Origin of the sequence: Aquirufa antheringensis (assembly GCF_004307425.1) — a bacterium.
GTDB classification, from domain to species: domain Bacteria; phylum Bacteroidota; class Bacteroidia; order Cytophagales; family Spirosomataceae; genus Aquirufa; species Aquirufa antheringensis.
In genome coordinates this window covers 420,786-439,583 of sequence record NZ_SEWZ01000003.1, presented here as the reverse complement: position 1 = coordinate 439,583, position 18,798 = coordinate 420,786, and the positions used below count along the sequence as shown (strand labels likewise).

Genomic DNA, 18,798 nt, shown 5'->3' with positions numbered 1-18,798 from the left:
GTTATTATTAGGTAGAATAAATGGAAGCGGATCAAAAAGAAAAATTATATTTTGATAATATAGTTTACCCCAAAGTTGATAGGGCGAGTTTCCAATGCATCTCCATTAGTTGCAGATACCCCATTCACACTGTGGGCATGACTAGCAGCCGTGTTTGTAATTAAAGATCTATTGTTAGGCCCCGTCGTATCTCTAACCAATCCATTCGAATTACTACCACCATTACTATTAAAATCATCATTTCCAAAATCGACTGTATGATTGTGAGCTCCATTACTGCTCGATGTCAAGGCAATAGCATGAGAATGCGCTTTCACATCATCTTGTTGAACTACTTTCAAAGCAGGCCCCTCTTTACCTGGATAGGCAGTTTGACCACCTGCTCCACGTAAAAACAAGCCTTTCAAATTAGGCGTATTGGCACCAGCTAAGGCCTTTAAATTATCATAATAAGATCCGCTCGGAATCGCAGATCCATCACACAACAACCAACCAGACGGGGCATTTGTGCCAATAAATGGCATGATTGAGCCCGTGGGAACGCCGTTTTGCGCGAATACGGCATAGGGAACGCTTCTTAATTTTTCATCGGAGAAAACAACATTACTAGCACTCACTTTCAAATACGATGCGTTGTTGCTAATTAGGTTATATTGATTTTGATCGATATCTAAAACGTAGGAGAAAACGCCAAAATTATCCGTTTTGACCGTAGCTATCGCCGTTATAAAAACGGTAGGTGTCGTAGAAGATCCCAGTAAATAGTATACTTCAAACTTTAAATTCAACTGATCAAAATTCGCTAAAGCCTCATTATTGACATCTCTAGCGATTCCTTGAATGGACATTCCAGAGGATGTGACACTCGTTTGAGCATTCAGAAAATGGGTGCTTAAAAAGCACAATAAGACCAAAAAGAGGGAAAGGGATTTTTTCATGAATTGTAGTTTAAATTGAGATCCACTACAAATTCAAAACTTTTAAAAGAGGATGAAATACCCTACAAACCGGGAATCAATTATCGTGTCACATTGTGTATATTTGACACATGTTTTTACACATAACATCTTTACTTGTTGGGTTCTTGTGTCTTTTGCTAGTACTCCTCATGCTAGCGAATGTCCGATTTAATCAGCAGAAAAACATTTACCTAATCATTATCTTATTTATCGTAGGTGCACAACGTTTTATTCATGCTTTCGAAGCATTAGAACTAACCTATTTAACCTACAGCCCTTTAAAAATCAGACCCATCATTGGACTATTTATTATTCCAGTTTATTACCTGTTTTTCAGAAGGCTAATTTTAAATAAAGTAGAAGTAAAAAAAGAAGTCATCCATTTTATTGCCCCTTCACTCTTCTTATTTTTTGATTTGTTTTTTAAACAGTATTCGGTAAGCTACATCGTGTTTTTATTTTTTTCAAGTGCCTATTTTCTAGGTATCCTAGGGCTTATGAGGGGATTATTCAGAAAAAGAACCCGAAATATGCTGGAAATGAAAACGAATAAAGCTGTCAGAAATTGGGCTACCATCATGACGATTATCTCCTTCATGTTAGTTGTATCGTCGAATTATTTTTTGTTTAGTGCAACTACTGTAAAAATAACTTTAGTGGATTTTTATGGCTACTCTTCCTTTCTCTGGCTAGTTGCCCTTTTGTATCTGCTACAAAATCCGGTGATCGTTTTTGGAGAAAACAACTTGATTAAACAAATTTCGGTAAGTCAAACACAAGACTTTTTGATTTGGAGTGTTAAACCCACGGTCAAAATTCAGGAAAAAGACAAGGTACTTCATGCTCAAATGCTACCTTCAATAGACGCGACATTGCTAAAAATTCAACAACTGCAGGATACGCCGGACGTTTTAAAAACAAAAAATTTAACAGTCGAAACGATAGCAAAAGAGTTAAAAATCCCTAAAAGTCATATCGCTATCTTGTTCAAATATTACTGCCTTTATTCCGTAAACGATTATATAAATCTGATAAAAGTTAAATATGCTATCTCCTTAATTAATTCAGAATTTTTGAACAATTATACGATTGCACATTTAGGAGACCACTGTTTATTTAAGTCAAGATTTACCTTTTCAAAGAATTTCAAAAAGTTCATGGGAATGTCAGTAACGGAATACGTGGTATTACACACGAACAAAATTTAGCGCTACTTTTTAAAACGAAAAAGACCTACACATTTATGTAGGTCTTTTCATTTCCGTGGTCGCGTAGGGATTCGAACCCCAAACCTTCTCATCCGTAGTGAGATGCTCTATCCAATTGAGCTACGCAACCATTGCCCATTCGGGATTGCAAAGGTAGAATTTCTTTAGCAAAATGAAAAACTATCCTCTAAAATTTTCTAAAAATTATTTCCCTTTAAAGTGAGGAGCCCTTTTCTGCATAAAAGCCATCACCCCCTCCGCGAAATCTTCGCTTTGTCCTAGAATCGTTTGCTCTTCGGCTTCTGAGGCAAGTGTCGCTGCTAAATCCTGATTATAAGCGCGTTGTAAACTACGTTTCATCAACGAAATCGCTAAGGTCGCTTTTTTCGAAAAGGCCAAAGCCACCTCATGCACCTTCCCTTCCCACTTTGCCCCTGAAACGACTTCAGCGACTAAACCTATTTCTTTCGCTTCATTTGCTCCTACCTTTCTTCCTGTAGTCGCTAAATCAAAAGCCCGGTGATAACCCACAGACTGCATTAAAAAGGCCGTAGAGCCTGCATCCATGGCTAAACCTATCTGGACAAATAATTCAGAAAAATACGCATCCTCGTGCGCAATGATATAATCACAGGCTAAGGCTAAACTACAGCCAGCACCCGCTGCGACCCCATTAATAGCACCAATAACGGGTTTGTTTAAACCACGCAAGGAAGTAATCATTGGGTTGTAGGTGGATCGCAACACATTTCCCAGATTCGGATCACTCACACCAGACTTCAAGTCTGCCCCAGAACAAAAGGCTTTTCCCTCTCCCGTGATCACTAAAACGCGCACCTCGTCATCAATTTGCGCGGCTTCGGCTACTTCCCTAATTTCGTGAATTAAACCTGCATTTAAGGCATTATAAACCTCAGGACGGTGTAAAGTCAAGGTCCAGATGGGACCGTTGCGGTGAAGTTTTAAAAATTTCATGGTGAATGGCCTTAAAATGGTGAATGGTGAATGGTAAATGGTGAATGAATGGCATTAAAATGGTGAATGGTAAATGAAAGAATCTATTACGTGTTCAATTTCATGTTTTGCTTTACTGTAATTAAAATTCTTGTAATGATATGCAAAATATCGTTTGCCTCTTTCAATGGTAGAAATATTTGTTCTGCCGAAAGATATTTCGCTGCTCCTAATAGCTTTAGCCAATAGATTGATTCATTAATTTCTTTTTGGGCGATACTCATTTTGTGTTTAAAATCTGCTCTCGATTCTGCGTGATTAGCCTCCATCACCATGGCTCCCACAGCGGTTGAACACCTCAATAGTTGTTTAGATAAGACGTATTCCCTTTCTAGTTGTAGGATTTTATAAACGTTTATAATTTGTAGAGAGTAGGCAAACGATTTTGTTTGAATAAGATTAGTGGCCATTTTTTTTGGACGAAAAATAGAGAAATTAAGGTCCAATTCATATCAACAAAATGATAAAAAAACCGCCCCTCACTCACCATTTACCACTTAGCATTCGTTCACCATTCACCATTTACCACTTAGCATTCGTTCACCATTTACCATTTACCACTTACCATTCATTTACCATTCACCATTTACCATTAACCATTTTAAAGGTGTTTCCGCAACCTCGCCACCGGTATCCCCAGCTGATCGCGGTATTTAGCCACGGTTCTGCGCTTCACGACGAAACCGCGTTCGAGTAATAATTGCTCTAAATCCTCATCTGAATGCGGTTCTGAGCTAGGTTCTTGTTCGATGATCTCGCGTAAGATGTTCTTCACTTCCCGGGTAGAGAAATCCTCGCCAGATTCGTGGGTGATACCTTCAGAGAAGAAGTATTTTAGCGGATAGATGCCAAAATCTGCTTGCACCGACTTCGCCGAGACCACTCGAGAGACCGTGGAAATATCCATTTCGATCATCGCGGCGATTTCCTTCATTTTCATTGGCTTTAAAACGGATTCATCTCCCGTTAAAAAGAAATCATATTGCTTCGCTACGATACTCTCCATGGTTTTCATCAAGGTGCCTTGGCGTTGCTGAATGGCAGAAATAAACCAAGAAGCGGAGTCTAATTTATGCTTGATAAACGTAACAGCCTCTTTGATATCCTTTTGATGTTTGTCGCCTTTGTCGTAGGTCTGCAACATCTCTTGGAAAGCGCGGGAAACCCGAAGTTCGGGGGCGTTTTTGCCGTTGATTTTGATCTCAATCTTGCCGTTTTGATTCGTGATGATGAAATCCGGCTGTAAGTAAGGGGCGATGGACGCGTCATCGCCACCACCTGGTTTGGGATTCAAATGAGTGATGACTTGCATCGCCTTTTTGAGCTCCTCTTCTGTGATGGCTAGTTTGGCCAATAAAATGCTGAAGTGCTTTTTGGAAAACTCTTCAAAAAAATCATCCACTAAACGTATAGCGATTAGATGAGCCGGCGCGTCTGACTCTTTGCGGTGTAATTGCAAGGAAAGGCATTCTTGCAAGGAACGAGCGGCGATTCCGGCCGGATCTAAGGACTGCACTTTGAACAATACCTGCTCCACTTCGTCGTAATCCGTTTCAAAGCCTTGGGTGAAGGCAAGGTCGTTCACAATGCTTTCAATGTTTCGGCGCAAATAACCGTCCTCTTCTAGAGAACCGATGATTTGCTGGGCAAGAATTTCTTCTCGCTCGGAACGAACGACGTAACGGATTTGGTTTAATAAATATTCCTGGGTGCTAGATTCAGTGGCCAAAGGGCGTTCGCGCGTCTCCTCATTGGGATCATAGGAATCCCCGGCCATCTTATAACCAGCATAGTCATCTTGCAGGTAATCACCCACTTCCATCTCCTCGCGCTCCAGATCATCCAGTGTTTCACGTGGTTCTTGCTCCTCATTATGATCTAAGCCCTCTTCTAAGGCCGGATTATCCTCTAATTCCTCCTCAATCCTAGCCGCTAATTCTGCGGTAGGAATCTGCAACAACTTGATATACTGTATCTGTTGCGGCGAGAGGTTCTGTTGTTGATTCTGTTTTAAAGATAATCCCTGCATTGTCTAAATAATCTACACCAAAGATAAGCCGATTTTTAATTACAAATAAATAAAATAAATCGGTTTTTTATCCGTATTTTTGAGGGTTATTGCCTCTATTGAGGCCTTTTTATTAATAATGCCCAAGTCATTTATGCAAATCAAAGAAATACTAGGTTTAACACCCACGCAGCAAAGCATCGTCGTGAAAGGATGGGTTCGTACGAAAAGAGTTTCCTCTTCTGTCGCGTTTATTGCGATGAATGATGGGTCGACCATCCATAATATTCAAGCGGTGGTATCCGAGGGAACTGTTTCAGAAGAAACGTTGAAATTAGTGACTACGGGATCTTGTATCGCCGTTACGGGTAAGTTAATTGCCTCACAAGGACAAGGCCAAAACGTAGAGGTGGAAGTCGTTTCCATCGAGGTGTATGGAACGGCAGATCCAGAAAAATACCCTTTACAGCCTAAGAAACACTCCTTAGAGTTCTTGCGCGAGATTGCGCACTTGCGTCCTCGGACGAACACTTTCTCTGCGATATTGCGTGTTCGCCATGCTTTGGCCTACGCGATTCACACGTATTTCAATAACAACGGTTTCTTCTATTTACATACGCCTATCATTACGGGATCGGATGCAGAGGGCGCTGGCGAGATGTTCCGCGTGACGACTTTGGACCCTATTAATCCTCCATTAACGGAAGAAGGAAAAGTGGATTACAAAGAAGATTTCTTCGGGAAAGAGACGAATTTAACGGTTTCAGGGCAATTAGAGGGAGAATTAGGAGCGATGGCTTTGTCCAAAGTCTATACCTTCGGACCTACCTTCCGAGCGGAAAATTCAAACACAACCCGCCACTTAGCGGAGTTCTGGATGATCGAGCCTGAGGTTGCTTTTAATGAATTAGTGGACAACATGGATTTAGCGGAAGACTTCACTAAATTCTGTATCAAATATGCCTTAGATCACTGCGCTGATGATATTGCGTTCTTAGAAAAGCGCTTAATCGAAGAGGAAAAGAACAAAAAGAAAGAAGAGCAATCAGAATTAAGCCTGTCAGAGAAATTACGATTCGTGACAGAAAACGAATTCGAACGCTTGACCTACACAGAAGCGATCGACATCTTATTGAATTCGAAAGCGCATAAGAATGGCAAATTCGTTTATCCAGTTGAATGGGGAATCGACCTTCAATCAGAGCACGAGCGTTATTTAGTGGAGAAACACTTCAAAAAACCGGTGATCTTAACGAACTATCCTAAAGACATCAAAGCCTTCTACATGAAGCTAGATGAGGATGGAAAAACGGTACGTGCGATGGACGTTTTGTTCCCAGGCATTGGTGAAATCATTGGTGGATCGCAGCGTGAAGATGATTATGCGAAATTATTGCAACGCACAAAAGAGGTGGGTATCGAAGAAGAATCCATCTGGTGGTATTTAGAAACGCGTCAATTCGGTTCTGCACCACACGCTGGTTTTGGACTTGGATTCGAACGTTTAGTGCTGTTTGTGACGGGTATGAGCAATATCCGTGACGTGATCCCTTTCCCACGTACCCCTAAAACGGCTGAATTCTAAGATGTTTGGTTTAAAGCACGCGATCAATGGACTAGTGGAACTCATCAAGAATGAACGCAATGCGCGTTTTCATTTGGTGAGCACAGCTGTCGTGATTTATGTGGGCTGGAAGGTAGGCTTTGAGGCGTCGGAATGGCTATGGATTTCCTTAGCGGTGGCGGGCGTTTGGGTGGCAGAATTGTTGAATACCTCATTAGAGCGTATCACCGATTTAGTTTCACCGCAGCAGAGTGAATTAGCGAAGAAGGCCAAAGATTATGCCGCTGGAGCGGTTCTTGTGATGGCTATTTGGGCGGTCATCGTCTTTTTACTCGTCGCTGTTCCACGTATTATACTGAGTTTAATGCTTTAAGAGCACAGAAATATGAAAGAATACGGATCAAGTGTTCAAAAATTAGTGAATTATATTTTGACCATTGCCGATGAAGAGCAACGGACAAAATACGCATTTTTGATGGTAGAGGTGATGAAACAAATTCACCCGAATATGAAGGACAATACCCAAGACTACACGAAGAAATTGTGGGATGATTTGTACATCATGTCGAATTTCGAATTGAATGTTCAAGGCCCCTTCCCTTCTCCATCTCCAGAATCGCTAGGAAAAGCACCGCGTAAAGTGGCTTATAACCAGCACAACTTGCGCTTCAAGCATTATGGCCGCAACGTCGAATTATTAATTCTTCGTGCCATCGCTGAAGAAAAAGTAGAAGACAAGAAGATTTTAGTGGCGTACATCGCCCGCCTAATGAAAGGTTTTTATGTAACCTGGAACAAGGAATCGGTGGACGATGCGGTGATTTGGCAAAACATCAAAGAGATGTCAGAAAACCTGTTAGGCACTATCGTGGACGAGCTTTCGCAAGAGGGATTAGGCCACGCTAAGGTGGCAAATAACGCTAGAAACGCCTATAACGCACCAGAATACCCGAACAGCAATAACAATAACCGAAACAATAACTACCGGAAGAATAACTTCAGAAGCAACAATAACAACAACCGAAATAACAATTTCCGTAAAAATAAGTAATCATTTATGGCATCATTTAAAGTAACCGGTGGCCGCCGTTTAAAAGGAGAAATTACTCCTCAAGGAGCAAAAAACGAAGCATTACAGATCTTGTGTGCCGTGGTTTTAACAGCAGAGCCTGTAACCATCCACAATATCCCGAACATTCGCGACGTCAATCAATTAATTGATTTATTAGGCGATATGGGTGTGAGCATGCGTCGTTTATCGGAATCCAGCATTGAATTCGATGCCTCACAAGTCAACATTGATTACTTAGATTCAGATACCTACAAGAAGAAAGCGGCTGCGCTTCGTGGCTCAGTGATGCTTTTAGGACCTACGTTAGCCCGCTTCAAAAAAGGACGTATTCCTTCTCCAGGTGGAGACAAAATCGGCCGCAGAAGATTGGATACCCACTTCTTTGGCTTTATGAAATTAGGTGCTAAGTTTAACTATAGCCCAGAAGATGGCGGAATCTACGAGGTGGATGCGTCACAATTGCAAGGTGCGTACATGTTATTAGACGAAGCGTCGGTAACGGGTACAGCGAATATTTTGATGGCTGCCGTTTTAGCCAAAGGAAAAACAACCATCTACAACGCCGCTTGCGAACCTTATTTGCAACAATTGAGCAAGATGTTGAACCGCATGGGAGCGAAAATCTCTGGTATCGGTTCGAACATGTTGATCATCGAAGGTGTAGATGAATTACACGGAACAGAGCACACGATGCTTCCAGATATGATCGAGATCGGTTCATTCATCGGTTTAGCGGTGATGACACAATCAGAAATCACGATCAAAAACTGCCAAATTCCTGAATTAGGCATCATTCCTGAGGTTTTCAAAAAACTAGGAATCAAAATGGAATTCCGTGGCGATGACATTTTCATCCCCTCTCAAGAGCATTACGAATTAGAAAACTTCATCGATGGGTCGATGTTAACGATCTCAGACCACCCGTGGCCAGGATTCACACCTGACTTATTATCGATCATTTTAGTGACTGCGATTCAAGCCAAAGGAACGGTCTTAATCCACCAAAAAATGTTCGAATCCCGTCTATTCTTCGTCGACCGTTTGATCGAAATGGGTGCCCAAATCATCCTTTGCGATCCACACCGTGCTACGGTGGTCGGATTCGACCGCAAGCAAACATTAAAAGGAATCCGCATGTCGTCACCAGACATCCGTGCGGGTGTTTCCCTTTTAATCGCAGCGATGTCAGCGAACGGGACTTCGATCATCGATAACATTGAACAAATAGATCGTGGTTACCAAAACATTGATACACGTCTAAATGCCATCGGCGCAGAAATCGTCCGTATCTAATGTCCCTTTTTCCTAAAATCAAACAGACCGTCCAATTGGCCTTACCTATCGTGGTAGGCGAATTGGGCGTGATGCTAATGGGCCTTGCAGATACAATTCAGGTAGGCCAAATGTCCACCGGTGCCGCCGAAAGCCTCGGTGCATCCGGCATGGCGCAGTCCATATTTTTTACTATTGCCATCATTGGGATCATTTGCATACAAATTGTATCACCCATGATCTCGAAAGCCGTAGCTGAGGGTGACAAAACGGAATGTGGGAATCTATTGCGGGCAAACCTGCGGGTAGCTACTTTTTTAGGCTTAATCACCATCCTAATCACCTACATCGTAAGTTTAAACTACGATCTATTTGGTCAAACATCGGCTAACAAAGCATTGACCCTACCCTTCTTAAGTTTAATTTCGGTATCCGTTTTACCCATATTCTGGTTCATCGCTTTGAAAAGCTTTATGGATGGATTGCAACGGACTACCGTTGGTATGACAATTACCATCATCGCATTGGCTTTAAATGTATTTGGCAACCATTTATTGATCAATGGTCTGTGGGGACTACCAGCCTTAGGTTTATTCGGATCTGGCATTTCTACCTTGCTCTCCCGTTTATTCATGGCCGGAACATTAGCTATTTATGTATTTACAAGAGAAGAGTTCAAACCTTACCTGCGTAAAGGACATGTACATGTGGTCAAGAATGTCTTAGAGAAAAACATTCTTCGCATCGGAATTCCATCGGGAATGCAAGGTTTCTTTGAGATTGCGACTTTTGGAATGGCCGTTGTTATGATGGGTTGGATTTCAGTTACGGCTCAAGCAGCTCATATTGTGGCTATTAATATGGCCTCGATAACGTACATGATGGCCACCGGAATTGCCGTGGCAGGCGGAATTAATGTGGGAACTGCCATTGGCGAACGAAACCGCGCAGGAATCATCGAGTCTGGCAAAGCTGCCTTAATCCTTTCCCTCTTATTTATGGGTGCCTGTGCACTTTTGTTTTTCTTTGGCCGCGAATACCTGGTCCGGGGTTATACACAAGAATTACCGGTGATAGCGATTGCAGTTACGTTGGTCGTTTGGGGCGCCATATTTCAACTATTTGATGGCATTCAGGCCGTTTCACTTGGATTATTACGTGGACTACAAGATTATAAAATCCCCACTGCCATTACCGTTATTTCCTATTGGGGAGTCGGAATTCCACTTTGTTATTACATTGGAATTTACGAGAAAGTAGGTGCCGTGGGCATCTGGGTAGGATTAACAGCTAGTTTAGTTTGTTCCTCTGCCCTGCTATCATGGCGCTTTTATGCGAGGGCGAAGAAAGTTAATTTTGAAGAGTTGGAGGTAGAATAAAATTCAAAGAGCAAAGTTCAAAGTTCAAAGATGGTATCGCCTCCGGCGATGGATTTAGTATTTAAAATAAATACGCAGAATTATTTCTTCAAACAATACTAATATTCTGAAAATACTTTAACATTTAATTAAGGCTTTTTAGTCAATAAAAAATACTCTTTCTGTTTTAAAATCTAAAAGTTTACCATCTTTCATAAATTCGAATCGAATAATTTTAACACCTCGCTTTAGTCCTTTAACGTCTATAAATAACTTATTACCATTTATAAATTGTTTATTTTTAAAACTTGTTTTAACATCAATAGACTTTTCAATATCAAAATCTTTTTCATCAACAATTGAAATGGTTTGGGGCAAAACATCCACATTTATTGTATTGTCAAATTCAATAATCATTTGATTTTGAATACTTGCAGTTGAATATATCATATAACCAGATTGCGTTGCAAAAGTAATATTCCTGGTAGAAGAACCACAAATATTTGACGCCGAAACTGTAAACATCATATTTTGTCCAGAGCTTGGTTGAATCCATGCATTAATATTTTTGACACCACTAATTCCCCACCAAACACTTGATGTATTTGGCACCCAGCTCACGTTAGTTGTCAACAGATTTGGAAATAAATTTGTATTAATGGTATGATATCCCGAAGGAATACTATTGAAAGTATTAACAACTACACTTCCATCCCTTGTCATACTTTGCAAATTAGGAGTTGTTTGCGTTTGGTAAACTACATCAATTTGACTAGTATTTAAATTATATCTCATTAAATCAACTTGCATTGGAGAAAAAATAGACATACAATTCGGAGTAGTATAAGACATAAAATTTGTCATTTGTGATGTGGGATTAGAACTAATTCCGCATGAAGAACAAGAAGTAAAAATACAGGAAATAGGATTTATACATGATTGATTCTGTACATTATCAATTGAAGTATCAGAAAGGCCATCATCTCCATTATTCTGAAATGTATGAATTAACCCAAAACAATGACCCATTTCATGAGCAACAACTTTACCAGACGCTAATTCATAATTTATTGTCGAGTTAGGATCACAATGAGTAATCGCCCGAATTCCTCCTATTATTAACATTTTTTTATTTTCAGAAGGCACAAATCCTGCAGTCATTTGGCTATTAGATGGCAATACATAAATATTAATACAATTGTTTTGAAATGAGTTTAATGAATTTGTAATTATATTAGAAGCGATTGCCTCTTTAGGCGTGCTTGAATTACTTAAATAATCATCTGCCCATCTTCTTGAACCAGAAAGACTAAAAAATATACCATACGAATTAAATGAACTATTGAGATTTGAAATTATGGTATTATCGATTGAATTAGAATACCCATTTCCTGAATTTCCATCTATCCTGTGTATATAAACATTCACAAAATAGATTTTACAAGGTTGAGGTGTGGGAGACAATATTAATGATTTTAAATTAATTGCCTTTAAAGGTGAAGGGGTGTAACAAAAACTTTGGCCAAAAATAAAAACTGAATTCCCTAATAAGGTAGAAAAAAGTAATAGAATCTTAACTATTTTCATTTTGAACATTTATTTAAAATTGAAAACCTGACATTATAAAGCTTCTGATTGTAAAAGTTTAATACCTCCTGTCTAGAAGTTGGATAAGGTGTAATCTCTCGTATTACAAAAATTAAATTGTTAAATGAATAATACCAATGGCCATAGCCTTCGACCAAACAATTCACTGAGGGGAATTGAAATTTTTTATATCCATAGCCTAAACCTAAATCAAATAAAGGTAATGTATACTTTATATCATTTCTACTTAATCTAAGTAAAACATCAGAGGACATATCACATGAAGTTTCACCCAAATAGCAACCACGACTAATTCTGACTACTTCAATTTCAAGAAAATCATCATTTAAAGGTATATTTATTTTTTCCCCTACTTTAAGTTCAAGATTTAAGGAATCTCCTACAATTTTTAAATTTTGAAAGACACTTAACGAATCATTTAAACTTTCATCAAAAGAGGATATCCCTTTTCTACATCCAAGGCAAGTAAATAAAATCAAAAGAAGAAAATTTACTATTTTCATACAACCTTAAATCGTTTAAAATATGATTACATTCCTTCAATTTAAAAAAATAAACACAAATAATTATATTATTTTAGCGAATAATTACAAAATTTATTATTCGCTAAAATTCAAATTACTCTATTAATTTATAAAAATTTAAAATTAGAAAAATAGCAACAATTAGGATTTTAAGTAATCAATTAAATCTAAAAAATCAAAAAAGGCGCAATTTGCGCCTTTTTTGATACCTTATTTGAACTTTGAACTTTGCTCTTTGAACTTTGCTCTTTGCTCTTTGCTTACGAATGAATCGACCTCTTCGCCGTAGCCGCTAAACAAGCCTCTTTCATCGCCTCCGTATACGTCGGGTGCGCGTGAGACATGCGAGCTACATCTTCAGCTGAAGCACGGTATTCCATCGCAACGACTGCTTCCGCAATCATATCAGCAGCACGAGCTCCGATGATGTGAACACCTAAGATCTCGTCTGTCGTTGCATCTGCTAACACTTTACACACGCCATCCACATCTCCTGATGCAATCGCACGACCTAAGGCTTTGAATGGGAATGAACCCTCTTTGTAGGCGATACCAGCCGCTTTTAATTCTTGTTCTGTCTTTCCTACAGCAGCCACTTCTGGCCAAGTGTAGACAACACCTGGAATTAAATTGTAGTTAATGTGTGGTTTTTGACCCGCAATGACTTCCGCTACAAAGGTTCCTTCTTCCTCCGCTTTGTGCGCTAACATCGCACCACGAACTACGTCACCAATCGCATAAATGCCTGGAACCGAAGTTTGAAGCGTGTGCTCATCTACGGCAACACGACCGCGCTCATCAGCTGTTAAACCAGCCGCAGCTAAGTTTAAACCATCTGTATAAGGACGACGACCGATACAAACTAGGCAATAGTCACCTTTGATTTCGACTTCTTTTCCAGCGGAATCTTGTGCTTTCACCGTTACTTCTTTGCCTTTAACGGCTGCAGAAGTCACTTTGTGTGAAAGGTAGAAATCGGCGCCCATTTTGGCAATCGACTTCTGTAATTCTTTTCCCATCGTCTTGTCCATCGTAGGAATCATGCTATCCGCAAATTCGATGAATGAAACTTTGGAACCTAAACGGGCATAAACTGATCCTAATTCAGCACCAATTACTCCCGCACCGATCACGATTAAGTGTTTCGGAACTTCTTTCATCTTTAAGGCCTCCGTCGAAGTGATGATACGCTCTTTATCCACCGGAATAAAAGGCAAGATCGTCGGCTTAGAACCTGTCGCGATGATGATATTTTTAGCAGAGATCACTTCGGAAGAACCATCTTCTTTGGTCACTTTCACCGTTTTAGCGGAATCAAATGAACCCAAACCATGGAAAGTGGTGATCTTATTTTTCTTCATCAAATACGAGATACCTGCATTCAAATTCGAAACCACCCCCGCTTTACGCTTGATCATTTGGCCCATGTTCACCTTCGGCTTCGCGATATCGATTCCATGCTCTTCGAAGCTATGAACGGCATTGTAATAATGCTCAGACGAGTCCAAAAGCGCTTTGGAAGGAATACATCCCACATTTAAACAAGTTCCACCCATCACGGCGTATTTCTCAATGATGGCTACTTTGAAACCTAATTGAGCCGAACGGATCGCCGAAACGTATCCACCAGGGCCAGAACCAATAACTACTACATCAAAATCTTGCATATAGGCGATTGAAAGCGAATAGGCCCCTAAAGGCCTATCCAATTGATTAAATATCTAATAATAAACGAGCTGGATCCTCTAAAAGTTGCTTTAAGCGAACTAAGAAGCTAACCGACTCACGACCATCAATAATACGGTGATCGTAGGATAAAGCTAAGTACATAATAGGACGGATGACGATTTGGCCATCTACCACCACTGGACGCTCTACGATATTGTGCATACCTAGGATCGCCACTTGTGGTGCGTTGATAATCGGAGTCGATAACATCGAACCAAATACTCCCCCATTCGTAATGGTGAACGTACCGCCACTCATTTCCTCTAAGCTCAATTTGTTCTCACGTGCCTTACCTGCTAAACGAACCACTTCTGATTCGATTCCTGCTAAAGATAAGTTTTCCGCTGAACGAATCACGGGAACCACTAAGCCTTTTGGAGCAGATACCGCAATAGAAATATCGCAATAGTCGTGGAATACAATTTCGTCTCCATCGATTTTTGCATTCACAGATGGAAACTCTTTTAGAGCCACGCAAACTGCTTTAGTGAAGAACGACATGAAGCCTAAGCCTACACCGTGTTTCTCCTTGAATTTATCTTTGTATTTACCGCGAAGATCCATCACTGGCTTCATATCGACTTCGTTAAACGTCGTCAACATCGCTGTTTCATTCTTCACTGCCACTAAACGACGAGCCACTGTCTTACGCAATGAGCTCATTTTTTCGCGACGTGTACGATCTGATGTCGCTGCTGCCGGAGCAGAAGCGGCTGGAGCCGATGCCGAAGCTGGTTTAACTGCAGCAACCGCATCCTCTTTAGTGATGCGACCACCTACGCCTGAACCTGCTACCGAAGCAGCGGAGATTCCTTTTTCATCTAATATTTTTGCTGCTGCTGGAGATGGGTGACCCGCTGCATATGTCGCATCCACAGAAGAAGCTGGAGCTGCTGGAGCAGATGGCGCTGCTGCTGGGGCAGGAGCTGCCACAGCTACAGAACCACCTACAGTGATTCTTGCCAAAATTCCTCCAATCGGAACTATCGTTCCTGATTCAGCCACAATTTCTAATACACCCGCTGATTCAGCTGGCAATTCGAACGTCGCTTTATCTGATTCCAATTCGCAAAGTACTTCGTCTAAAGAAACGCTATCCCCCGTTTTCTTATTCCAAACAGAAACCGTCACTTCCGTGATCGACTCCCCTACTGCAGGAACTTTTACTTCTAAAACAGACGTAGGACCCGCCGCAGGTGCTGCAACAGGTGCAGGTGCCGGAGCAGCCACAGCTGCTACAACAGGAGCATCTGCCACTTTCACTGATGCGGTTGCTCCACCTGCCTCAATCGTACAGATGATTGCGCCGATCGGAAGAACATCGCCTTCTTTCGCCACAATATGCAACACACCTTCCGCCTCTGCAGGCAATTCAAAGGTCGCTTTGTCCGATTCTAATTCGCACAAAACCTCGTCTAATTTCACGTGATCGCCTTCCTTCTTGTTCCAAGTAGCAACGGTCACTTCCGTAATCGACTCGCCCACAGCGGGCACTTTCATTTCTATAGCCATAATAATTCTATTATTCGAATGCTTTGTTAATTAGGTTTACTTGCTCTACGCCGTGAACTTTCAAGAATCCAGTCGCAGGAGAAGCGGATTTTTTACGCGCGACTAAACCTTTGAATTTAGACCAGCCAAATTCACGGATCACATACGACCAGTAGCCCATGTTTTCCGGTTCTTCTTGCACGAAGAATACATCTGCGCCTTTGTATTTCGCTAATTCTACGTCTACTTGCTTCGTAGGGAATGGGTGTAATTGTTCCAAACGTACAATCGCCACATCCTTGCGCTTATCTTTTTCTTGGCGATCCAATAGATCGAAGTATACTTTACCAGAGCAAAGTAATACCTTCTTCACTTTGGCCTTATCTGCATAGCTATCACCGATCACCTCTTGGAATTTACCCTTCGTAAACTCTTCGATAGGCGAAACCACTTTCGGGTGACGGAAGATGGACTTAGGCGACATCACGACTAATGGCTTGCGGAAATCCCAAGTCAATTGACGACGTAAAGCGTGGAAAATATTCGCTGGCGTCGTTAAGTTCGCCACGATCATGTTGTTTTCGGCAGCTAACTGCAAGAAACGCTCTGGACGTGCATTCGAGTGCTCTGGACCTTGCCCCTCATAACCGTGCGGCAATAACATCACCAAACCATTCTGAGTACCCCACTTCGATTCATGAGATGAAACGAATTGGTCAATCATGGTTTGAGCGCCATTGGCGAAGTCACCAAACTGTGCTTCCCAAATAACTAAGGCATCTGGATTCGCTAAGGCATAACCAAATTCGAAACCTAATACGCCGTACTCAGAAAGTAAGGAGTTATAAATCTGCGCTTGCTCTTGACCCTCTTTAATGTGGTTTAACGAATTGTAGTTCTCATTCGTGTTCGCATCGTGTAATACGACGTGACGGTGAGAGAACGTACCGCGTTGGACATCTTGGCCGGATAAACGAACAGGTTTGCCTTCTAAAAGAAGTGAACCATACGCTAATAATTCAGCCGTAGCCCAGTTTAATTGGCCTTTTTCGAAATATCCTTTGCGATCTGCGATTACTTTTTCGATTTGCTTTAAGGCAGTAAAACCTTTTGGCAAAGAAGTCAACGCTTTCGCTACTGAATCAATCACCTCTTTCGAGATCGCCGTTTTAGGAGACGAATCAAAATCCGTTTCGTTGGAGAAACGAAGCGCTGACCAGCGGTTATCTAATTTCAAAGGAACATACGGTGGGCTTACTTTTTGCTTCACCATATCTAAACGAGCCTGTAATTCAGCTTTGAAAGCGGAATCCATTTCTTCGGCTAATTTAGCCTCGATCTCGCCGTTCTTGATTAATTGTTGTGTGTAAACCTCGCGTGGGTTTGGGTGATTCGTGATGTTCGCATACAACGTAGGCTGCGTAAAACGAGGCTCATCTGATTCGTTGTGGCCATTACGACGGTAACAAACCATATCCACAAATACATCGCGGTTAAATTCTTGACGGTATTCTGCCGCCATACGAGACACAAATACCACTGCTTCTGGATCATCTCCATTCACGTGGAATACCGGTGCATCGATGATTTTAGCCACATCCGTGCAATAAATCGCCGAACGAGCATCTTCAAAGTCAGTCGTAAAACCTACTTGGTTATTGATCACAAAGTGGATGGTTCCACCTGTACCGTAACCCTTTAATTTCGCCATCTGAGTTACCTCATACACGATACCTTGACCAGCTACCGCCGCATCTCCGTGAATTAAAATAGGTAATACTTTATCGTAATCTCCTGCATAATGCGCATCTGCACTAGCCCGGCAGAAACCTTCTACTAAGGGATTCACCGCTTCTAAGTGTGATGGATTAGGAGCTAATTTCAACGAAATCTCGCTTCCTTTAGGTGAAATATGCTTGCTTGAATAACCTAAGTGGTATTTTACATCACCATCTCCGTGAATTTCATTAGGAACATTTCCTTCGAAACCATCAAAGATTGCTTCGTATGATTTGTGCATGATGTTTGCCAAAACGTTCAAACGCCCTCTGTGCGCCATCCCGATCATCGCCTCCTTCACACCCGCATCAGCTGCTACATTGATAATCGCATCTAAACCGGCGATAGTGGATTCTCCACCTTCTAAGCCGAAACGCTTTTGGCCTAAATATTTTGTACCTAAGAAGTTCTCAAAAACAACGGCCTCGTTCATCTTCTGAAGAATGTGCTTTTTCTCCTCAAACGTAGGCTTGAATGAAAGTGCTTCCTTCTCGATTTTATTACGTAACCACTCTTTTTGCTGTACGTCGCGGATATACGAATATTCGAAACCCACTGAACCTGCATAGATTTTATGTAAAGCTGCTTGAATCGTGCGCAAAGTCACTGCACCTAAACCCATGAAAGATCCCGCTTGGAAAACGGTATCTAAATCCGCATCAGACAAAGAATAATCCGCCAAATCTAAACGTGGCTTACGATCCTTGCGCTCACGCACCGGGTTAGTTTTAGATAATAAGTGGCCTCTTGAACGGAATGCCTTAATCAAGGAGATAACCGCCATTTCTTTCTGAACGTGGCTTGAATCAGCAGAAACAGCGCCCGCAGGAGCTCCCTCGCCTAACCAGGTTTGAGAAAAGTCGAAACCTTTGAAGAAATCTCTCCAAGAGCTATCTACTGAATTGGGATCTTGTTTGTACGCCTCATACAAGTCAGCTATGACTTGCGTGTCGGCATTGGCTACGTAGGAAAATGGATCCATAAGTTAATTTTCTAGGCTTTAGGCCAAAGAAATGTTTCAATGTTTTGGTTTAGTACAATCTTAACAATCTATAAATGCTAAAATCTACGCAATTTACTATTTGCTCCGCAAAATACCCCTACTTATTCTTGGGTTTTTTAGCTATAAGTGCACAAATTTCTGAGGAATTTTATCCATTGTAAAAGCCCTCTAAAATTTCTTTAATAATTTCAATTTTTTCCTCTAAAATCA

Annotated in this window: 15 protein-coding genes and 1 tRNA gene; 6 read left to right on the top strand and 10 right to left on the bottom strand. The window is 41.1% G+C overall.

Annotated features, from left to right (window positions below; translation table 11 throughout):
* Positions 1-44: 44 nt before the first annotated feature.
* The gene (locus EWU21_RS07680; protein WP_130896231.1) at positions 45-938 is read right to left on the bottom strand and encodes a tail fiber protein; all 894 of its coding nucleotides are present in this window, start codon (positions 936-938) and stop codon (positions 45-47) included.
* Between the two features lie 560 nt (positions 939-1,498).
* On the opposite strand from EWU21_RS07680, the gene EWU21_RS11285 reads away from it, so the two are divergent.
* Complete coding sequence (locus EWU21_RS11285) at positions 1,499-2,167, top strand: helix-turn-helix domain-containing protein (protein WP_161566493.1); 669 nt, start codon at positions 1,499-1,501, stop codon at positions 2,165-2,167.
* A 56-nt stretch (positions 2,168-2,223) separates the two neighbouring features.
* On the opposite strand, the gene EWU21_RS07670 is transcribed toward EWU21_RS11285, so the two are convergent.
* From EWU21_RS07670 to rpoN, 4 genes are all read right to left on the bottom strand, one after another.
* Positions 2,224-2,297, bottom strand: a tRNA-Arg gene (locus tag EWU21_RS07670).
* Between the two features lie 74 nt (positions 2,298-2,371).
* Positions 2,372-3,142 (bottom strand): enoyl-CoA hydratase/isomerase family protein, encoded by a 771-nt coding sequence (locus EWU21_RS07665; protein WP_130896229.1) that lies wholly within the window; start codon positions 3,140-3,142, stop codon positions 2,372-2,374.
* A gap of 86 nt (positions 3,143-3,228) precedes the next feature.
* On the bottom strand, positions 3,229-3,591 hold the full coding sequence (locus EWU21_RS07660; RefSeq protein ID WP_130896228.1) for a four helix bundle protein: 363 nt from the start codon (positions 3,589-3,591) through the stop codon (positions 3,229-3,231).
* 191 nt (positions 3,592-3,782) lie between these two features.
* Positions 3,783-5,210 carry an RNA polymerase factor sigma-54 gene (rpoN, locus tag EWU21_RS07655; protein WP_130896227.1) on the bottom strand — a complete coding sequence of 476 codons (1,428 nt, stop codon included), beginning with the start codon at positions 5,208-5,210 and terminating at the stop codon, positions 3,783-3,785.
* 133 nt (positions 5,211-5,343) lie between these two features.
* Here rpoN and asnS point away from each other — a divergent pair, with 133 nt between their 5' ends.
* The 5 genes from asnS to EWU21_RS07630 are packed head-to-tail and all read left to right on the top strand — an operon-like array spanning position 5,344 to position 10,476.
* Complete coding sequence (asnS, locus tag EWU21_RS07650; RefSeq protein ID WP_130896511.1) at positions 5,344-6,774, top strand: asparagine--tRNA ligase; 1,431 nt, start codon at positions 5,344-5,346, stop codon at positions 6,772-6,774.
* 1 nt (position 6,775) lies between these two features.
* Entirely contained in the window at positions 6,776-7,126 is a 351-nt protein-coding gene (locus EWU21_RS07645) for a diacylglycerol kinase family protein (RefSeq protein WP_130896226.1), read from the top strand.
* A 12-nt stretch (positions 7,127-7,138) separates the two neighbouring features.
* On the top strand, positions 7,139-7,804 hold the full coding sequence (locus EWU21_RS07640; RefSeq protein ID WP_130896225.1) for a DUF4290 domain-containing protein: 666 nt from the start codon (positions 7,139-7,141) through the stop codon (positions 7,802-7,804).
* 6 nt (positions 7,805-7,810) lie between these two features.
* Complete coding sequence (gene murA, locus EWU21_RS07635; RefSeq protein ID WP_130896224.1) at positions 7,811-9,118, top strand: UDP-N-acetylglucosamine 1-carboxyvinyltransferase; 1,308 nt, start codon at positions 7,811-7,813, stop codon at positions 9,116-9,118.
* Positions 9,118-10,476, top strand: coding sequence for an MATE family efflux transporter (locus EWU21_RS07630; protein ID WP_130896223.1), 1,359 nt, complete (start codon positions 9,118-9,120; stop codon positions 10,474-10,476). Before murA ends, EWU21_RS07630 begins: the two co-directional genes overlap by 1 nt.
* A 138-nt stretch (positions 10,477-10,614) precedes the next feature.
* On the opposite strand, the gene EWU21_RS07625 is transcribed toward EWU21_RS07630, so the two are convergent.
* The 5 genes from EWU21_RS07625 to EWU21_RS07605 form a co-directional block, all read right to left on the bottom strand.
* Positions 10,615-12,042, bottom strand: a complete 1,428-nt coding sequence (locus EWU21_RS07625) for a M43 family zinc metalloprotease (protein WP_161566492.1) — start codon at positions 12,040-12,042, stop codon at positions 10,615-10,617.
* Complete coding sequence (locus EWU21_RS07620; RefSeq protein WP_130896221.1) at positions 12,039-12,566, bottom strand: hypothetical protein; 528 nt, start codon at positions 12,564-12,566, stop codon at positions 12,039-12,041. The genes EWU21_RS07625 and EWU21_RS07620 overlap by 4 nt, the downstream gene beginning before the upstream one ends.
* Positions 12,567-12,847: 281 nt before the next feature.
* Positions 12,848-14,254: a dihydrolipoyl dehydrogenase gene (gene lpdA, locus EWU21_RS07615; RefSeq protein ID WP_130896220.1), complete on the bottom strand. Its 1,407-nt coding sequence runs from the start codon at positions 14,252-14,254 to the stop codon at positions 12,848-12,850.
* Positions 14,255-14,300: 46 nt separating this feature from the next.
* Positions 14,301-15,827 (bottom strand): 2-oxoglutarate dehydrogenase complex dihydrolipoyllysine-residue succinyltransferase, encoded by a 1,527-nt coding sequence (gene odhB / locus EWU21_RS07610; protein ID WP_130896219.1) that lies wholly within the window; start codon positions 15,825-15,827, stop codon positions 14,301-14,303.
* 10 nt (positions 15,828-15,837) lie between these two features.
* Positions 15,838-18,567: a 2-oxoglutarate dehydrogenase E1 component gene (locus tag EWU21_RS07605; protein WP_130896218.1), complete on the bottom strand. Its 2,730-nt coding sequence runs from the start codon at positions 18,565-18,567 to the stop codon at positions 15,838-15,840.
* Between the last annotated feature and the right edge of the window lie 231 nt (positions 18,568-18,798).

Excerpts from the sequence above, each read along its gene's own strand:
- EWU21_RS07680 (WP_130896231.1), bottom strand. The coding sequence starts at position 938 with ATGAAAAAATCCCTTTCCCTCTTTTTGGTCTTATTGTGCTTTTTAAGC.
- EWU21_RS11285 (WP_161566493.1), top strand. The coding sequence starts at position 1,499 with ATGAAAACGAATAAAGCTGTCAGAAATTGGGCTACCATCATGACGATT.
- EWU21_RS07665 (WP_130896229.1), bottom strand. The coding sequence starts at position 3,142 with ATGAAATTTTTAAAACTTCACCGCAACGGTCCCATCTGGACCTTGACT.
- EWU21_RS07660 (WP_130896228.1), bottom strand. The coding sequence starts at position 3,591 with ATGGCCACTAATCTTATTCAAACAAAATCGTTTGCCTACTCTCTACAA.
- rpoN (WP_130896227.1), bottom strand. The coding sequence starts at position 5,210 with ATGCAGGGATTATCTTTAAAACAGAATCAACAACAGAACCTCTCGCCG.
- asnS (WP_130896511.1), top strand. The coding sequence starts at position 5,344 with ATGCAAATCAAAGAAATACTAGGTTTAACACCCACGCAGCAAAGCATC.
- EWU21_RS07645 (WP_130896226.1), top strand. The coding sequence starts at position 6,776 with ATGTTTGGTTTAAAGCACGCGATCAATGGACTAGTGGAACTCATCAAG.
- EWU21_RS07640 (WP_130896225.1), top strand. The coding sequence starts at position 7,139 with ATGAAAGAATACGGATCAAGTGTTCAAAAATTAGTGAATTATATTTTG.
- murA (WP_130896224.1), top strand. The coding sequence starts at position 7,811 with ATGGCATCATTTAAAGTAACCGGTGGCCGCCGTTTAAAAGGAGAAATT.
- EWU21_RS07630 (WP_130896223.1), top strand. The coding sequence starts at position 9,118 with ATGTCCCTTTTTCCTAAAATCAAACAGACCGTCCAATTGGCCTTACCT.
- EWU21_RS07625 (WP_161566492.1), bottom strand. The coding sequence starts at position 12,042 with ATGAAAATAGTTAAGATTCTATTACTTTTTTCTACCTTATTAGGGAAT.
- EWU21_RS07620 (WP_130896221.1), bottom strand. The coding sequence starts at position 12,566 with ATGAAAATAGTAAATTTTCTTCTTTTGATTTTATTTACTTGCCTTGGA.
- lpdA (WP_130896220.1), bottom strand. The coding sequence starts at position 14,254 with ATGCAAGATTTTGATGTAGTAGTTATTGGTTCTGGCCCTGGTGGATAC.
- odhB (WP_130896219.1), bottom strand. The coding sequence starts at position 15,827 with ATGGCTATAGAAATGAAAGTGCCCGCTGTGGGCGAGTCGATTACGGAA.
- EWU21_RS07605 (WP_130896218.1), bottom strand. The coding sequence starts at position 18,567 with ATGGATCCATTTTCCTACGTAGCCAATGCCGACACGCAAGTCATAGCT.